The organism is Nitrosospira sp. Nsp14 (assembly GCF_900113575.1).
Lineage (GTDB): Bacteria > Pseudomonadota > Gammaproteobacteria > Burkholderiales > Nitrosomonadaceae > Nitrosospira.
In genome coordinates this window covers 84,222-101,580 of the sequence record NZ_FOPV01000002.1, presented here as the reverse complement: position 1 = coordinate 101,580, position 17,359 = coordinate 84,222, and the positions used below count along the sequence as shown (strand labels likewise).

Annotated in this window: 14 protein-coding genes; 10 read left to right on the top strand and 4 right to left on the bottom strand. The window is 55.4% G+C overall.

All coding sequences use genetic code 11. The features are described from left to right. Positions 1–21: 21 nt before the first annotated feature. Positions 22–1,146, top strand: coding sequence for an ABC transporter permease (locus BM022_RS01865; RefSeq protein WP_256208823.1), 1,125 nt, complete (start codon positions 22–24; stop codon positions 1,144–1,146). Between the two features lie 10 nt (positions 1,147–1,156). Further along, entirely contained in the window at positions 1,157–2,323 is a 1,167-nt protein-coding gene (locus BM022_RS01860) for an ABC transporter permease (RefSeq protein ID WP_091136323.1), read from the top strand. 26 nt (positions 2,324–2,349) lie between these two features. Here BM022_RS01860 and BM022_RS01855 read toward each other — a convergent pair whose 3' ends face one another. Beyond that, a complete protein-coding gene (locus tag BM022_RS01855) occupies positions 2,350–2,892 on the bottom strand; it encodes an NUDIX hydrolase (protein ID WP_091136320.1) in 543 nt (180 codons plus the stop codon). A 77-nt stretch (positions 2,893–2,969) separates the two neighbouring features. After that, positions 2,970–4,130: a GNAT family N-acetyltransferase gene (locus BM022_RS01850; RefSeq protein WP_091136318.1), complete on the bottom strand. Its 1,161-nt coding sequence runs from the start codon at positions 4,128–4,130 to the stop codon at positions 2,970–2,972. A gap of 111 nt (positions 4,131–4,241) precedes the next feature. Here BM022_RS01850 and BM022_RS01845 point away from each other — a divergent pair, with 111 nt between their 5' ends. From BM022_RS01845 to BM022_RS01810, 8 genes are all read left to right on the top strand, one after another. After that, entirely contained in the window at positions 4,242–5,858 is a 1,617-nt protein-coding gene (locus tag BM022_RS01845) for an NAD+ synthase (RefSeq protein WP_091136315.1), read from the top strand. A 166-nt stretch (positions 5,859–6,024) separates the two neighbouring features. Continuing rightward, positions 6,025–6,363, top strand: coding sequence for a P-II family nitrogen regulator (locus BM022_RS01840; RefSeq protein ID WP_091136313.1), 339 nt, complete (start codon positions 6,025–6,027; stop codon positions 6,361–6,363). A 251-nt stretch (positions 6,364–6,614) separates the two neighbouring features. Next, the gene (locus tag BM022_RS01835) at positions 6,615–8,117 is read left to right on the top strand and encodes a M48 family metalloprotease (RefSeq protein ID WP_371264277.1); all 1,503 of its coding nucleotides are present in this window, start codon (positions 6,615–6,617) and stop codon (positions 8,115–8,117) included. Positions 8,118–8,336: 219 nt separating this feature from the next. Beyond that, on the top strand, positions 8,337–9,488 hold the full coding sequence (locus tag BM022_RS01830) for an efflux RND transporter periplasmic adaptor subunit (RefSeq protein ID WP_091136307.1): 1,152 nt from the start codon (positions 8,337–8,339) through the stop codon (positions 9,486–9,488). Continuing rightward, entirely contained in the window at positions 9,488–10,228 is a 741-nt protein-coding gene (locus BM022_RS01825; protein ID WP_091136305.1) for an ABC transporter ATP-binding protein, read from the top strand. Before BM022_RS01830 ends, BM022_RS01825 begins: the two co-directional genes overlap by 1 nt. Then, positions 10,225–11,448, top strand: coding sequence for an ABC transporter permease (locus BM022_RS01820; protein WP_091136303.1), 1,224 nt, complete (start codon positions 10,225–10,227; stop codon positions 11,446–11,448). Before BM022_RS01825 ends, BM022_RS01820 begins: the two co-directional genes overlap by 4 nt. A 199-nt stretch (positions 11,449–11,647) precedes the next feature. After that, positions 11,648–12,604: a hypothetical protein gene (locus BM022_RS01815; RefSeq protein ID WP_091136301.1), complete on the top strand. Its 957-nt coding sequence runs from the start codon at positions 11,648–11,650 to the stop codon at positions 12,602–12,604. 170 nt (positions 12,605–12,774) lie between these two features. Beyond that, complete coding sequence (locus BM022_RS01810) at positions 12,775–13,239, top strand: GyrI-like domain-containing protein (RefSeq protein WP_091136298.1); 465 nt, start codon at positions 12,775–12,777, stop codon at positions 13,237–13,239. Between the two features lie 728 nt (positions 13,240–13,967). Here the strand turns inward: BM022_RS01810 and glmS are convergent. Both glmS and glmU read right to left on the bottom strand, forming a co-directional pair. Then, positions 13,968–15,815, bottom strand: coding sequence for a glutamine--fructose-6-phosphate transaminase (isomerizing) (gene glmS, locus BM022_RS01805; RefSeq protein ID WP_091136297.1), 1,848 nt, complete (start codon positions 15,813–15,815; stop codon positions 13,968–13,970). Positions 15,816–15,888: 73 nt separating this feature from the next. Then, complete coding sequence (gene glmU / locus BM022_RS01800; RefSeq protein WP_218146810.1) at positions 15,889–17,262, bottom strand: bifunctional UDP-N-acetylglucosamine diphosphorylase/glucosamine-1-phosphate N-acetyltransferase GlmU; 1,374 nt, start codon at positions 17,260–17,262, stop codon at positions 15,889–15,891. Positions 17,263–17,359 lie beyond the last annotated feature (97 nt).

The following is a 17,359-nucleotide window of genomic DNA, read 5'->3' as shown; positions in this document are numbered from 1 at the left end:
AAGCTTATATTAAGGAATACCTTGCGTCACAAGTTACGCACCGGCTTGACCGTCCTGGGCCTGGTGGTGGCGATACTCGCGTTCGGGCTGTTGCGCACCGTAGTGGACGCGTGGTACGCAGGTGCGGAAGGCGCCTCCTCCACGAGACTGGTGACGAGGAATTCGATTTCGCTGGTGTTTCCGCTGCCGATCAATTATCAGGAGCGAATACGCCGAATTTCGGGTGTCACAGGCATCAGCCATGCAAGCTGGTTTGGCGGCGTCTACGTCACGGAGAAAAACTTTTTTCCCCAATTCGCCATAGATCCGAAAACATATTTCGAACTTTATCCGGAGTATCTTATCCCCCCGGGGGATATGAAGGCATTCCGGACAGACCGCAAAGGCTGCGTTATCGGACGGAAGCTCGCCACCACCTATGGCTTCAAAGTAGGCGACACTATTCCCTTGCGCGGAACGATCTATCCTGGTGCCTGGAGCTTTACGGTCCGCGCCATCTATGATGGGGCGGAAGCGGGAACCGATACTTCGCAGTTCTTCTTTCATTGGGATTATCTCAATGAAACGATGAAAAAAGCAGCGGCCCGCCGAACCGACTGGGTAGGCGTATATGTAATTCAGATTGCGGATCCCGACAGAGCCGCTGAAATATCGACCGAGGTGGATGCGATGTTCAGGAACTCGCTTGCGGAAACCCTTACTGAAACAGAGAAAGCGTTTCAGCTGGGCTTTGTGTCAATGACCGAAGCGATCGTGGTTGCGATCCGCATCGTCTCCTTCGTGGTGATATTCATCATCCTGGCGGTGATGGCCAATACCATGGCAATGACGGCTCGTGAACGCATCAGTGAGTATGCCACGCTTAAGGCACTCGGATTTGGCCCGCGTTTTCTTACGGGCCTGATCTATGGCGAATCGATAGTGATCTCGCTCGCCGGAGGACTGATAGGAATCGCGCTCACTTTCCCCGTGGCCGATCGGTTCAGCAAGCAGATGGGCACGTTGTTCCCAGTTTTCGGCGTATCGCTGGATACAGTTTACATGCAAATAGCCGCCGCTACTGCCGTCGGACTGGCAGCAGCGGCACTACCCGCCACGCGCGTAGCGCGCGTATCTATCGTCGAGGGGCTGCGCAGCATCGGCTAGATCAACGGACATGTCGATCCCGCTTTCATATACGTTGCGTAACCTGGCCGCGCGCAAACTCACCACGGTTCTCACTGCGGGAGGCATGGCCCTTGTGGTTTTTGTGTTCGCGACGGTGCTGATGCTGGAAGAGGGTCTGCGAAAGACACTGGTGGAAACAGGTTCACCGGACAATGTCGTTGTCACCCGGCGCTCGGCCGGCACCGAAGTGCAGAGTCAGGTAGATCGTGAACAAGCAGCCATCGTGGAAAATCAGCCAGAGGTCGCTTATGGAGTGACGGGTACACGGCTCGCCTCCAAGGAAACCATCGTTCTGATTTCGCTCCCCAAACGCGGCTCAGATAAGGCGTCCAATGTATTGATACGGGGCGTCGGGCAGAAAGGGATCGAGCTGCGCCCGCAGGTCCATATTGCGGAAGGGCGAATGTTCCGTCCCGGGTCCACGGAAATCATCGCTGGAAAAAGCGTGGCGGAACGTTATACCGGGGCAGGCGTAGGTGAAACATTACGCTTCGGGCAGCGTGAATGGACCGTCGTCGGCGTCATGGATGCGGGCAAAACCGGCTTTGATTCTGAAATATGGGGAGACGTAGATCAGCTGATGCAGGCGTTCCGCCGGCCGGTATATTCCTCCGTGATATTGAAGCTGAATGACCCGGCTATGTTCCCGGAACTCAAGGCGCGCCTTGAGAATGACCCCCGTCTCACGGTCGAAGCCAAGCAGGAGAGCGTTTTCTACGCCGAGCAGTCCCAGCTGCTGGCAAACTTCATTCGCTACCTCGGGATGATACTTTCGATCATATTTTCTGTTGGCGCGATTATTGGCGCAATGATCACCATGTATGCCTCGGTCGCCAATCGGACCACCGAAATCGGCACACTGCGCGCGCTCGGGTTCCGGCGTAACAATATCCTTTCCGCTTTTCTTGTAGAGGCGTTAATGCTGGGCGCCGCTGGGGGGATTACCGGCTTGATACTGGCGTCGTTCATGCAACTATTGACCATTTCCACCATGAACTGGCAATCGTTCTCGGAACTTGCGTTCAGCTTTACCCTGAATGCGGAAATTATTTTCAAGTCCTTCGGTTTTGCGCTGATAATGGGCTTTGCCGGCGGCTTCCTGCCCGCTGCGAAGGCTTCGCGTCTAGCTATTGTCGATGCTCTGCGGGCAGCTTAAACGCGGAAAGCGCATAACAACAATGTTTATTTCCTGCGCACGTCGTCTATGGTCTCCATGTGAAACCCCAGTTTTCCCTGGCGCCGCTCCTCAAAGTAACGCTTCAGGGGCTCGCGGATGACGCGGAAAGCCAGCGCATCCCATGGGATCTCTATTTCGGAGAAAAGCCGGACGTCCAGGCTTTCGATTCCCGGTTTGAAATCCAGGTCGAGCAGGCGCGCGCGAAACAGCACATGCACCTGGTCGATGTGAGGCAGATTATAAATGGAGTACAGGTTCCCTATCTCCACCCGGGCGTTCGCTTCTTCCAGCGTTTCGCGTTCTGCCCCCTGCGCCAAGGTCTCGGCATTTTCCATGAAACCGGCGGGTAACGTCCACAAGCCGTGACGCGGCTCAATGGCCCGCAGGCACAACAATATCTTGTCCTCCCACTCAGGGATACAGCCCACGACGATCTTGGGATTTTGATAATGGATAATCCCGCATGCGGTACAGACATAACGCGGCAGCGTATCGCCTTCAGGAATACGCAACTCAACCCGGGTGCCGCAAAGACTGCAATAATTCATGGAGCGTGTTTGTGGCTAAGTAAGTGAATCGATTTTCGCTTGACGCGCACTTGCCGTCGGCGCAGTGGAGAACCTGATCATTTGCTTATATCCTTCCTGAAGGGTGAATTGTCATTCAACTCATCCAGATAGCGATCGATACCCTGCGCTTCCCGCTCCACATGCTGGCGGATGGCCGAGGCGAATTCCGGATGCGCAAGCCAGTGCGCCGACCAGGTACGAACGGGAAGAAAGCCGCGGGCAAGCTTATGCTCGCCCTGGGCGCCGCCTTCGAATAATGCGACGCCGTTCGCGATACAGTACTCGATTGCCTGGTAGTAGCAGGTTTCGAAATGCAATCCTGGAATATATTGCATCGCGCCCCAGTACCGCCCATACAGCGTCCGACCATTATGTAAACAGAAGGACGCCGCAACTGGCTTGCCGTCCTGCAACGCCAGAATCAGCAAGACATTCTCCGGCATGCTCTTACCCAGCCGGGTGAAGAATTCCAGATTGAGGTACGGCAGGGAACCATGATCGTGGTAGGTTTTATTGTAGCAGTCAACAAAGAACTGCCAGTGAGCATTCGTGGCCTGATAACCTGATAGCCATTGAAAGCGAATTCCGGCGGAATGAACTTTATTACGCTCCTGTCGGATTTTCTTGCGTTTGTCATGACTCATTTCCTTCAGGTATGCCTCGAAGCTTTCGTACCCCCCGTCAGCCGCATTTCGCCAGTGGAACTGGATCCCATACCGCAATATCAGTCCTGCAGCCTCCATTTCCTGCGCTTCATGCTCTGAAGGAAATAGGCAATGAAAAGACGAAACGGCCGTCTCTGCGTTTTCCTGTTTCACCATTTTCAGTAGCGTGTCGAGAAGCATGGCACGATGCTCCGGCTGCTCGGCGAGCAAACGTCGCCCCGTTACCGGGCTGAAAGGCACCGCGCTCAGCAACTTGGGATAATAGCGATAACCGTGACGGTGGTATGCGTTGGCCCAGGCCCAGTCAAACACATACTCGCCATATGAATGGCTTTTCACGTAGAGGGGCATGGCCCCGCGAAGGGCGCTTCCTTCCCACAAGGTAACAAATTGGGGCGCCCATCCGGTTTCTTTTGAGGCGCAACCGCTCTCGTGCATGGCCGACAGGAATTCATGCCGCAGGAACGGGTTGTCGCCCGCCAGCGCATTCCACTCGGACGCGGAAACTTCCTCAAGGGAATCGATTATCCTTACCGCAATAGCTGAAATCATGGAAGGTGTAGCGCCCGCTTAGCGCAACGGACGCGTGGCCGCTAAAGATGAACCGTTCTGGTATTATCTGCCAGATCGCCATCACAAACATATAGAACAGGCAGCTCGCGCATGAAACTCGCCATTGCTCAGATCAATTTTGTAGTCGGCGACCTGAGCGGAAATATTCGCAAGATACTCGATTACGTCGACCGGGCGAGAAATGCGGGGGCGGCCCTGATTGTTTTCCCCGAGCTGGCCTTGTCCGGCTACCCGCCGGAAGACCTGTTATTGCGCGCCGGGTTCCGTCACGCATGCGCAGATGCGCTTTCGGAACTGGCCGGAAAAACAAGTAACGTTACGCTATTGGTAGGTCATCCCCATCTTATCGGCGACAAGCTCTACAATGCAGCCTCGGTATTAGGCGATGGAAAAATTCTTGCAACCTATCTCAAACAACTGCTTCCCAACGACGGCGTTTTCGACGAACAACGTTATTTCACTGCGGGTTCGGATGCCTGTGTATTTGAACTGGAAGGCATAAAATTCGGCGTCAATATCTGCCAGGACATATGGGACGCCGTCCCGGCCAAGTGCACAAAGGCGGCCGGAGCGGACGTGCTGCTGGTACTGAATTCCTCGCCGTACCATATGCGCAAGCTGGATCTTCGCCATCAGATTGTACGCCAGCGCATCGCTGAAACGTCGCTTCCCCTAGTTTACGTCAATCTGGTGGGGGGACAGGATGAACTGGTATTTGATGGGGCTTCCTTCGCGATAAACGAAAAAGGCGAGCTCACGCATCAACTCGACGAGTTTGTGGAAAGCCTTGGTTTGATCGAGTTTCAGAATAAAACACCTGTAGCAGGCGAGGCTCCAGCGTCAGAAGTCCTGGAAGCAAGTGTTTACAAGGCACTGTGCCTCGGGGTCAAGGATTATGTCGATAAAAACAGAATACCGGGGGTGTTGCTGGGGCTATCCGGCGGCGTCGACTCAGCGCTCACGCTAGCCATTGCCGTGGATGCGCTGGGCGCGAACAGAGTGCAAGCAGTCATGATGCCATCGCAGTTTACCGCCGATATCAGTTTGACGGATGCCCGCGAGATAGCTGAAACACTGCAGGTGCGCTACACCGAGTTACCCATCGGCACGATCTTCGGCGAATTCAAGGGTACGCTTGCAACCGGGTGCGCGGGGCGGTCCCTTTCCGATGGGCCTGACCTCACTGAAGAAAATTTGCAAGCGCGCATACGCGGCACTCTGTTGATGGCGCTGTCCAACAGATCCGGCTCCATTGTGCTTACCACCGGGAACAAGTCGGAGACGGCTGTCGGCTACTGTACCTTGTATGGAGACATGGCCGGCGGCTTCGCGGTGTTGAAGGACGTCAGCAAAACCATGGTGTACCGCCTTTGCCGTTATCGCAACACGTGGGGAAAGGTCATACCGGAGCGTGTCATCAGCCGTGCGCCCTCCGCCGAGTTACGCCCTGATCAGACCGACCAGGACAGTCTGCCGCCTTACGACATACTCGACGCCATCATGGAAGCTTATGTGGAGCATGATATAGCGCTTGAGGAAATCCTGGATATGAACTTCGCTGAAGGTGATGTGCGGCGCGTGGTCCAGTTGGTCCGGCAGAACGAGTACAAGCGCCGCCAGTCGCCACCTGGCGTACGAATCACGCCACGAGGCTTCGGCAAGGATTGGCGCTACCCGCTCACGGCGCGGTATCAAGACAAATTTTAGTATTCTTGCTCGGAGCCTGCTTGTTGCCGTTTAAACGCCAGATAAACAGCTACCGGCTTGCACCGCGGTCCTGCGCGACATGCCGCACAAGCAGGGAACATGCCCCTGCCCAACGTTCACATACCCGCGCGATCGGGATTCAAGATCATATCAAAAGGAACGTTTGATGAAGAAAATAGAAGCGATTATCAAACCCTTCAAGCTGGACGAGGTATGCGAGGCTCTCAATGAGATCGGCATCACCGGGCTGACCGTTACCGAGGTTAAGGGCTTCGGGCGCCAGAAAGGCCATACCGAGCTGTACCGGGGGGCCGAATACGTAGTGGACTTTCTCCCTAAAATAAAACTCGAAATCGCCGTCGTTGAGAGCTTGGTTGAGACTGTTATCGAAACAATCGCCAACACCGCCCGGACAGGCAAAATTGGCGATGGCAAGATTTTTGTTACAAACATCGAGCAGGTGATGAGAATACGCACCGGAGAGACGGATGAAGCTGCCATCTGATGCAGGTCCATCCGTACGTGCACGGGCTAGCGTATAAGAAGAAACGTCACTTCTTTAAATGATGAGCTGGGGACATGTGCACCAATCCCCTCTCTTCGCTCCCAATTCATGTCGCAAGTCCGCGCTCGGCTCCAATCTTCACGGGATTACCGTGCATTCCTCCACCTCGTTGCCATCCAGGCAATCCCATTCGGCATAGTGGAACTTCGCCCGCGAAGCGCCATCTTATCGACATGAAATTGCGCCCGCTGATGGCTATAGCTATTTTGCCCATGCTGTTCGCAGTACCAGTTCCGGCTGCGGAACTGCCCGAACTGGGCGACGTATCTCAAACCACCATCTCACCTCGCCGGGAACGAGAGCTCGGCCTTAAAATCATGTCGGAAATTCGCGCAGACCGCAGCTATATGGACGACGCGGAAGTAGCGGGCTACCTCTCCAATCTGGGCAATAAGCTGATTCTGGGATCGAACGAGGCTCACCCTGACCAGGAATTCGAGTTTTTCGCTCTGCACGACCCAACCATTAATGCATTCGCATTGCCGGGCGGCTTCATGGGCTTTAATAGCGGGCTTATCCTGGCATCGCAAAGCGAATCGGAACTGGCCGGCGTGATGTCGCATGAAATTGCGCACGTTACCCAGAAGCATCTCGCGCGTATTATCGCGGCACAAAAATACAACATGCTCAAGTCTCTGGCTGCGATGGCGCTCGCCATACTGGCATCGCGTTCCAATCCCCAGGCTGCGCAAGCTGTTCTCGTTGGTTCCCAGGCCGCCCTGATCCAATCGCAGCTCAATTTCACCCGCGACCATGAAAAAGAAGCCGATCGTATCGGACTGAACATACTGGTGAGCGCGGGACTTGACCCGCAGGGGATGACTGAATTTTTCGAGCGCTTGCAAAAGGCTTCGCGTTTTCACGAAAATGGCGCGCCCTCCTACCTGCGTACGCACCCGATCACCCATGAACGTATCGCGGATATAGAAAACCGGACACAAGCCATGTCCTATCGGCAGGTTCCAGACAGCCTGGACTTCCAGCTGGTCCGGGCGAAGCTGCGCGCCTTGACCGAGAAGCCGCTCGATGCCGTAAAGTTCTTCGACTCGACCTTGCGAGAGAAACGTTATAGCAAAGAGGCGGTGGAACGCTATGGCCTCATCCACGCATTGTTGCGCGCGGGAGACTACACACGGGCTGACAGCGAGCTGACCAACCTTTATAAAAGCCTTGAGTCGAACGGCGCGGATAAAACGCTGCTGGAGAATCACCGCTTGGGCAAAGCAATCCGGATTGAACGCAAAATCTCCCAGTCGAATGCGATGATTGAAACACTCGCGGCTCGCGTCAAGCTCGCCGCGGGAGACAAGGCGGAGGCCTTCGACATTTATAAAGAGGCTTTGAAAACATTTCCGCAGCACCGCGCCCTCAGCTACGACTACGCCGATGCGCTGTTGCGCCATGAAAGTGCTGAGGCGGCGATCAAGTTCATCAACCAGCAGCTGCAGTTCACCCCTAACGACGTACGCCTTTATAAGCTACAGGCTCAAAGCTACGAAGCGTTGGGAAATCTAATGGCGCAGCATCGCGCGCTCGCGGAAGTATATTCGCGGCAGGGCAATTATTCCGCTGCGGTTGAACAACTGCAGATTGCGTTGAGAAACAGCGACGCGGATTTTTATGAGGCTTCCACTGCCGAAGCCCGCCTCAGGGAATTACGCGAACTGGCTGCTGAGCAGGCCAAGTCGAAATAATAACAGGACCGGTGTACGCCATAAAACTACGCCGCCACGCAGTTTTCATTTCAATGAGGCTTCAAACTCGACCATGCCCGTGGGTCCGCGGCTGGGGCCCCTCGCAACCAGCCCACGCGCATTTTATTAATAGCTCATACTCAGGTAACATTCCGGTTTTTATCTCTTTCGTGTCGTTCATCTTTGTCCCGCCGGACAGCCGGTACTCCTCAGTCAGGTATGGCTTTTAATACGCGCCGTCGGGTATTCATCCTGATCTTTGCGCTGCTGCTGGCGGCTGCCGTCCTATGGTACTGGGCCTCCAAACCCGAATCCACGCAGGACCGGTACAAAACGCAGGCAGTCGACCGCGGAGATATCGTACAAGGCATCTCGGCGAACGGCACGCTCAACCCGGTCGTGCTGGTGAATGTAGGCACACAAGTCTCCGGCACCGTGTACAAGCTTCACGTGGATTTCAACGATGAGGTCAAGGCGGGACAAATACTGGTTGAGCTCGATCCATCGCTGTTTCAGGCGCAATTACGGCAGTCGGAAGCCAATTTGGCCAGTGCCCAGGCCGCGCTCGAGCTCGCCGTAAACAGGATGAATCGCAACCGGGCGCTGAGCGAGCGGGGCTTCATTTCCCCCGATGCGCTGAACGACTTCGAACAGCAACTTCTGGCAGCGCGAGCCCAGCACGCCTCCATCCAGGCACAACTCGCGCGCGACCGCACCAATCTTGGCTATAGCGTTATCCGTTCACCAATTTCAGGCGTGGTGATCGCACGCAACGTGGACATCGGGCAAACCGTGGCTGCCAGCTTCCAGACCCCGACGCTGTTCCAGATCGCCAACGACCTGAGCCAGATGCAGATCGATACCAGCGTGGCGGAAGCCGATATTGGCCATCTGCGTCTCGGCCAGACAGTACATTTCGGGGTCGACGCGTTCCCAGAGCGCGAATTTACCGGTACGGTAAAACAGGTACGCCTGAATCCCACCATTCAACAAAACGTGGTTTCCTACAATGTGATTGTCGCGGTACCGAATGATGATGGGGTATTGCTGCCCGGCATGACTGCCAATGTGCGTTTTGCCGTCAATCAGAAAAAGGACGTGCTGAGGGTTCCCAATGCCTCGCTACGCTACAAGCCGGGGGAAGATTCGGATAGTGCAAAGACCGCTCCACCCGAACGGGGTAAGCACGCGGTTTATCGGCTGCGTCTGGAAGACGACAAGCCTGTCCCCGTCTACGTAAAGACCGGCATCACTGATAATACCTTCACTGAAATCGTGGAGGGCGAGATCAAGGAGGGCGATAAGCTTGTCGTCCGCGAAGTCGGGGAGAAGGACAAGTCCGGCAGCAAACTCAAGTTCAGAATGTTCTGATGCCGTCACTCCATCCAACCGCTTTTGAAGATTGCCTTATCCGGGTCGAAAACGTCTCCAAGATTTACAGCCTGGACACCAGCGGCGGTGCAAGCGCATCGGTCAACAGTCAAGTGCTTTTCGATGTGAATCTCGTCATACCGCGGGGCCAGTTCGTTGCGATCATGGGACACTCCGGTTCAGGAAAATCCACCCTGATGAATATCCTGGGTTGTCTTGATACCCCTACCCGCGGGCATTACTGGTTCGATGGACGCGACATCGCGGCCCTCTCCGACGATGAGCTCGCGCGCGTACGCAATCACAACATTGGTTTCGTGTTCCAGGGGTTCAACCTTCTGAAACGGATGACGGCGCTGGACAACGTTGCCACACCGCTGCTTTACGCAGGTGTGAGCCGCGCCGAAAGCCGTAAACGCGCACTGGCCCTGCTGGATCAAACAGGCTTGGTAAAATTTGCGGCGTATCAGCCCAGCCAGCTTTCGGGGGGGCAGCAGCAACGCGTGGCTATTTGCCGCGCCTTGATCAATAATCCCCCGCTCATATTGGCCGACGAACCCACCGGTAATCTCGACACCCAGACCAGTCGCGAAATCATGGCAATTTTTCAGATGCTCAACCGCGAGCAGGGTATCACGGTCGTACTCGTGACCCATGAGGACGACATTGCCGCCTACACCCAGCGGCTGGTCCGGTTGAAGGACGGGCGCATCGTGCACGACGAGGCAACTGCGCAATGAACCTGCTCGCAGTAGTCGGAGAAGCACTAAGGGCATTGCGCCTCAACCGCCTGCGCACCGCCTTGACCATGCTCGGCATGATCATCGGCGTTGCCGCCGTAGTATTGATGCTCGCGGTGGGTCAGGGTGCGCAAACGACGGTGAACCAGGCGATCAGCTCGATGGGCAGCAACCTGCTGCTGGTCGTTCCCGGCGCCACCTCTTCCGGCGCCCTGCGTTCCGCCGCTGGCGGCGTGCAGACATTGACGATGGGCGATGCACAGGCCATCGCCCATCTCCCCTCGATCAAGGCCACCGCGCCGATCATTACGGGGACGGCACAACTAAACTACGGCGCGAATAACTGGAGCACCAGCGTGACAGGGGTCACGCCGGATTATTTCGCTGTGCGCGACTGGGCAGCCGAGAGCGGCGCCTTGTTCACTGAAGCTGATCTGCGCTCAGGAACGCGGGTCGTCATTCTCGGCCAAGTTACCGCAAAAAATCTGTTTGGCGAGGAAGACCCCACAGGGAAGACTATACGCATCAAGAACAGCCCGTTCCTTGTCGGTGGGGTACTTACACCAAAAGGGCAAAGCCTGGATGGCCGCGACCAGGATGATGCGGTATTCATCCCCCTCACGACCGGCCAACGCCAGGTTTTTGGCAACCAGTTTCCCGGGACGATACGCTTCATGATGGCACAGGCGCGATCCGCGGAGGTGATGGATGAGGCGGAGACCGAGATGAACCGTCTGCTGCGCCAGCGCCACCGGCTTTCGGAAGGCATGGAAAATGATTTCACGGTACGGAACATGGCCGCGTTGGCTGCCGTAGCCACAGGGGCGGCCAAGGTCATGTCCATCATGCTGGGGGCCATTGCTTCCGTGTCGCTACTGGTGGGCGGCATCGGCATCATGAATATCATGCTTGTCTCGGTGACCGAGCGAACACGCGAAATCGGGATTCGCATGGCTATCGGCGCCAATCGCCGTGCCATCCTCGGTCAATTTCTGCTGGAAGCGCTGGTTATCTGCATTCTCGGCGGTCTTATCGGAGTTGCTTTGGGCGTGGCGGGCGCCTGGGCGGTAAGTCTCGCCACGGATATGGTGGTGGTAATCACGTTGGGCATGATCGCTTTGGCGTTTGCCTTTGCCTCCGCAGTCGGCATATTCTTCGGCTTCTATCCGGCAAGAAAAGCCTCCGCGTTAAGACCGGTGGAAGCTCTGCGATATGAATAATGGCGAAGGCCGCACCCCAAAAAACACGGGACTTCAAAACGCCAGCAGGTGAATCCAGCACCTGACATTCCGGCGTAACCCGTCGTTCTTAATGGCACTGCCGAAAGATACCGAATTGCGCTTCCTGTGTTCGACGAGCAGAATGGTGCTTGGCAGCATCATTTCGCTCGTGAAATACTAGAACTATCGAGGTGTAGGCATGCACTTTAAAGGTCAGGTTACGCCAGCAAGTATTCTGGAAGAACTTGTTCTCTATGCTCAAGCTGAGCCTGAGGAGACCGAGGGATTTTGTCATCCAAGCCACAATAACGAGCTGAGCCCCCGCTTTTTAGAAAAAACCGAACGTATACTTTCCGCCTTTGGAAAATATGTGCCCCTCAAATATGAGGTCCAGGCTCCTCAGGGTGCAGACGTTGAAGGAGCAGACATCATCGCCCGATATTCGAGCGAGAGGATAGCGGACGGTGAGGAGCGGCATATCGCACTACGGATCACGTCATTAGACGAAGTTCAAGGAAATGATGATTTGCTGGAGAAGATAAAAGCTGATATTTCACGATCGGAAAAATACTCTGGAGCACGCCTGGAGCGATACTACTTATTGCTTTGTACGGACCAGCGAAGGCACGGAGAGAGGGTTCGGGCGATTTCCGCCGAGTTCAAAGCCGGTAACACTGCCGCTACCGTGGTAGAGCCAGCCTACGCCTGGTTTTTCTTTGCCATGGAAGACGCGATGATCGACGCCGTGACAGACAAGCTACTTTATCCGGAGGATTACGTGCGGTGTCAAGCCAGAGAGCAGGTAGCAGGAATCGGCAAAAGAAAGCTTATCCTGTTATTGTCGTGCCTGATTCATGCCATTGAAGAAAGGGGCGGATTTACCGTATCGGATGACTTCCTGATGCAGGACGATCATGTGCATGCATTTGAAGCTGACGATCCAGCGGGCAGAGGCCGCTTGTCGGAAGACGTGTCTGCAATGGAAGGAACGTTCTTTTTTCGGGATGCGGACGTGGACGGGTTCGGAATTTATCAGGACAGCGTGTCCGCCATTGTAGCGATGTATTACGACGCAAAGGTCCGGTATGGGCATACGGGCGACGATGCCGTGCATTACCTACACACATTTCTGGAGCAGAGCGCCTGGAGCGCTTAAGCTTTAATAGAAGTTACGAGCAGGCGAACGCATCGGCGGCTTGATCCGTACGATGGCATGCCCGCCTAAGGAGTTGATCTGCAAGATAGTGCTCATCAGGGACATCGCGATTGTCTGGAAGCTTAGTGTTCCGTTTCCGTTAATAGTTTGCCGACGAGTAGGATTTGAAAATGACACCAAGACTGCTGAGCATGAATCAGGTTGTTTGCGCCGGATTGCGCGAGGACATTGAAATGCCCCGGGACAAAGAGCGGATTCCAGAGTTATGGTCAAGGCTGCAGTCGAAAATTCCGGAGATAAAAAATATCTGCGGCCCAGCAATGGGAGTTGTCTCCGGCTCGGCCAAATCGGGATGCGTCAACTACGCCCCGTGCGTGCAAGTGGCAGACACAAACAGTCTTCCGGAGAACCTGGACATCATAACGGTGCCCGCAGGCAATTATGCGGAATTCGTACACGAGGGTCCCGTTTCCGAGTTATTCGGGACATGCGATCAGATTTATCGTTCCTGGTTTCCGGCCTCGGGCCTTCTGATGGGCGATGGACCGATGGTGGAGGTTTATCCGGAAAACTTCAGGGGCAACGAACCAAATCCCCGGATCAGGCTCCTGGTTTCGGTTAAAGATAGACCTTAAAAAGCGAGGGGTCAGAGCCCGGGCAACAAGAGCGGCACTACAGAATTCAGACGAGCTGTCTGGATGGCGGGCGAGGAAACAAGCTGCTCGGCGTCTAAGCCGGTCGGCAACTATCTAGCCAAGCCTGAGGTGCTGGCGATGCGACGAAAGGTTGTACAGCGCTCGAATAGGAGCAAGGTAACGCTCCAAGGCGGCCAAGAGAGTACTGTAAGAGCCATTCCGTGGACTTGTCGCATCTGTCATCGCCAGATTCACACACCCTATTGCCCGGCATGCGGTGAACGTCCTCTGAATGAGGATGACCTGGAGCTGTATAGCACGTAGCAAGAAGCTACGGAAAGTTTAAGTATTGCGATTTAATACTTCGAATACTTTGAACGCTCAGCCGGCCGCTCCACTGTCATCAGTTTCGCCAAATTTTATGGCTTATCGACATGGCGCCTTTTTGCCAGGCTACATGGAGGCAGCTTTGCGTAGGAGAATGTTGCGAAGGAAGGGGCTAAGCAATCCCGCGTGTTCGTCAGGACAACGACATTGATAATCCGCATCGCCAGCGAGTTTTGTTTTTATTTGTTGAAGAGCCTTATTCCTTGGCGTTAAGGGCAAAACGCGCTTACAGAATTGAAAGTCCCTGGGCTCTTCGATATACCCTCGTTTATTCAGGTCTCCAGTTCTTTCTAAATATTAAAGCCCCGAAAACCAATACATCCCGCGGCAGCAGGAAAAGATCATTCCACAGTTACAGATTTGGCGAGATTCCGGGGCTTATCGACATCGGTACCTTTTTGCAGGGCGACGTGGTAGGCAAGCAGTTGCAGGGGAATAGTGTGAAGGATAGGGCTGAGCAGTCCTGCATGTTCGGCGAGACGGATAACATGGACGCCTTCGCTCTCCTGAATGTGTGAATCGGCGTCGGCAAACACGTAGAGTTCGCCACCGCGGGCGCGGACTTCCTGTAAATTGGATTTGAGTTTTTCCAGCAGGGTGTCGTTGGGGGCAATGGCAACCACCGGCATCTCCTTATCCACCAATGCCAGCGGACCATGCTTCAATTCGCCAGCGGCGTAAGCTTCAGCATGGATGTAGGAAATTTCCTTTAGCTTGAGCGCCCCTTCCAGAGCAATCGGGTAGTGCATGCCACGGCCCAAGAATAGGGCATGACGTTTTTCCGAAAACCGTTCCGCCCATACTTTCACCGCGGGCTCGACTTGCAGCGCATGCTGGAGCGCGACCGGCAGGTGCCGTAGCGCAACGATCATATCGCGCTCGCTTTCAACCGAGAGTTTGCCGCGCAGTTTGGCTAAAGTCATAGTGAGCAGCATGAGCGATGCCAGTTGCGTGGTAAATGCCTTGGTGGAGGCAACGCCAATTTCCGGCCCGGCGCGGGTGAGAAACCGCAGGTCCGCCTGACGCACGAGCGCGCTTTCGGCCACATTGCAGATGGCCAGGCTGTAGCGGTGCCCCAATAGTTTGGCATAGCTGAGGGCGGCCAGAGTGTCGGCGGTTTCCCCGGATTGGGAGATACCCACTACCAGCGTGTCGGGTCCAACCGCCGGGTTCCGGTAACGGTATTCGCTCGCGATTTCTACATTGCAAGGCATCCCCGCCACCGCTTCCAGCCAGTAGCGGGCTACCAGCCCCGCGTGATAGCTGGTCCCGCAGGCGAGTATCAAAATGCTCCCGGTACTGTTGAAAATGGTCTCCGCTTCGCTGCCAAACAGCCTCGGCGAAATGGATTGGGCGTTGACCACCATTTCCAAAGTGTTCGCCACGACGCCCGGCTGCTCGAATATTTCCTTTTGCATGAAATGGGCATAAGGCCCCATTTCCACCGCTTCGTTGGTCAGCTCGCTCTGCTGAACTCCCCGGGAGACTTCCTGGCGCACGTTGCCCTGAAGACAATTCACGATTCGGTACCCGTCGCGGCGCAGCTCGGCTACGTCGCCCTCTTCGAGATAGATCATTCGCCTTGTCACCTGCAGCAGCGCGGAAGCATCCGAGGCCGCGTAATTGCCCGACTCGCCTAACCCCAGTAACAACGGAGCGCCATTCCGGCAAACGATGATGCGTTCAGGCCGCGCTTCCTCCATGATCGCGATTGCGTATGCACCTTGCAGCTCGGCCACGGCAAGGCATACTGCCTCGAATAAGTCGGGGTTTTCTTTCAGGTGGGAGGAGATCAGGTGCGCGATGACCTCGGTATCGGTATCGGACGTGAAGGCGTATCCCTCATTTTGCAAGCGCTGACGCAGCGCCTCGTGGTTTTCGATGATGCCGTTATGTACTACGGCGACCTTAGTTGCCTCGCCAGAAAAATGCGGGTGAGCGTTGCGTTCCGACGGCGCACCATGGGTAGCCCAGCGGGTATGGGCGATGCCGGCCTCGCCACACGCGCTCTGCTCGTCCGCAAGCTTGCTTAGTTCGGCAACGCGCCCGGTGGTACGCAACCGATGGAGGCCGCCGTTGTTGAGCGCGATTCCGGCAGAATCATAGCCGCGATATTCCAGCCGCCGTAAACCCTCAAGCAGGGTGGGAACAATGTTGTCGTTAGAGATTGCACCAACTATCCCGCACATAAATTAGTTCCTCGCTCGCGTTTGGTCAGGGGATACAAAGATTGTAAAAACGTTATACACCCTGCCTGTAGTTCTAGTTTTTAGGCTTTTTCACCGGGCGCTTCCATCCCTCGACGCTCATCTGCTTGGCACGCGACAGCGTCAGCGTCTCGGGTGGCGTGTCCCTCGTGATGGTCGAGCCGGCGCCAATGGTAGAGCCTTGCGTAACCTTGACCGGCGCGACCAGTTGAGTATCGGAACCGACGAATACGTTATCCTCGATGATAGTCTGATGCTTGTTCGCGCCATCATAGTTACAGGTAATCGTTCCGGCGCCGATGTTGACCCTCTTGCCGATCACGGCATCGCCTATGTAGCTGAGGTGGTTGGCCTTGCTGCCGTGCGCGATGACGCTATTCTTGACTTCAACAAAATTGCCGATGTGAACCTCGTCGCCCAACCGGCTTCCCGGCCGGATACGCGCATACGGTCCAATACGGCAATCTTTGCCGATTTCAGTGGCTTCCATCAAGCTGAAGGGAGCGATTGCAGACCCGGCCGCGACTTTGACGTTTTTCAATATGGTGTAAGCGCCCACTCTCACGCCATCGCCCAACTGCACATCGCCCTCGAATATGCACCCGACGTCTATGGATACATCTCTACCGCATACAAGTTGACCGCGGATATCGATGCGAGACGGGTCGGCGAGCGTTACACCCTGCTCCAGTAATTTTCCCGCATACTCGCCCTGGTAGATGCGCTCAAGATCGGCCAGTTGCGCTTTGCTATTGACACCGGTAGTTTCCCACTCATGTATCGGCTGCGCTGCCTCTACCCTTATGCCATCCCTTACCGCCATCGCGACCACATCGGTGAGGTAATACTCTTTTTGGGCATTGTTGTTTTCCAGTTGATGCAACCACCCGTGCAGATACCGGTTAGGAATCACCATGACGCCAGTATTGATCTCATGGATTTTGCGTTGAGATCCCTTGGCATCCTTCTCCTCGACTATGGCAACGACCGCGCCTGTATCGCTCCGCACGATCCGACCGTAACCAGAAGGGTCGGTCAACTCCACTGTCAGCAGGGCAAAAGTCTCATCCGCTGCCGTGGAAATCAGCTTCTTAAGGGTTTCAACGCTGGTGAGCGGCACATCCCCGTATAACACCAGAGTCATGCCTTCGTGGCTGAGATGCGGCAGCGCCTGCATTAACGCGTGCCCAGTCCCCAGTTGCGGTTCCTGCCGCACCCATATCAGGGCCGCGTCCTCTAGTGCCTTTGGCACAGCCTCGCCGCCATGCCCATACACCACGCAGATTTGTCGGGGGGATAAGGCACGCGCGGTGTCGAGCACATGCGCGAGCAGCGGTTTTCCTGCCAGGGGATGTAGCACTTTGGGCAACATCGAGTGCATGCGCTTACCTAAGCCGGCGGCAAGAATGACGATATTCAGTTTGGACACATCAATTAAGGATGAGTTAGAAATCGTGACTGCGGCGTTCGATTGTCGCACCTGCGTCTTAAGCGCGATAAAATCGATATAGAAGCAGGCACGCTGG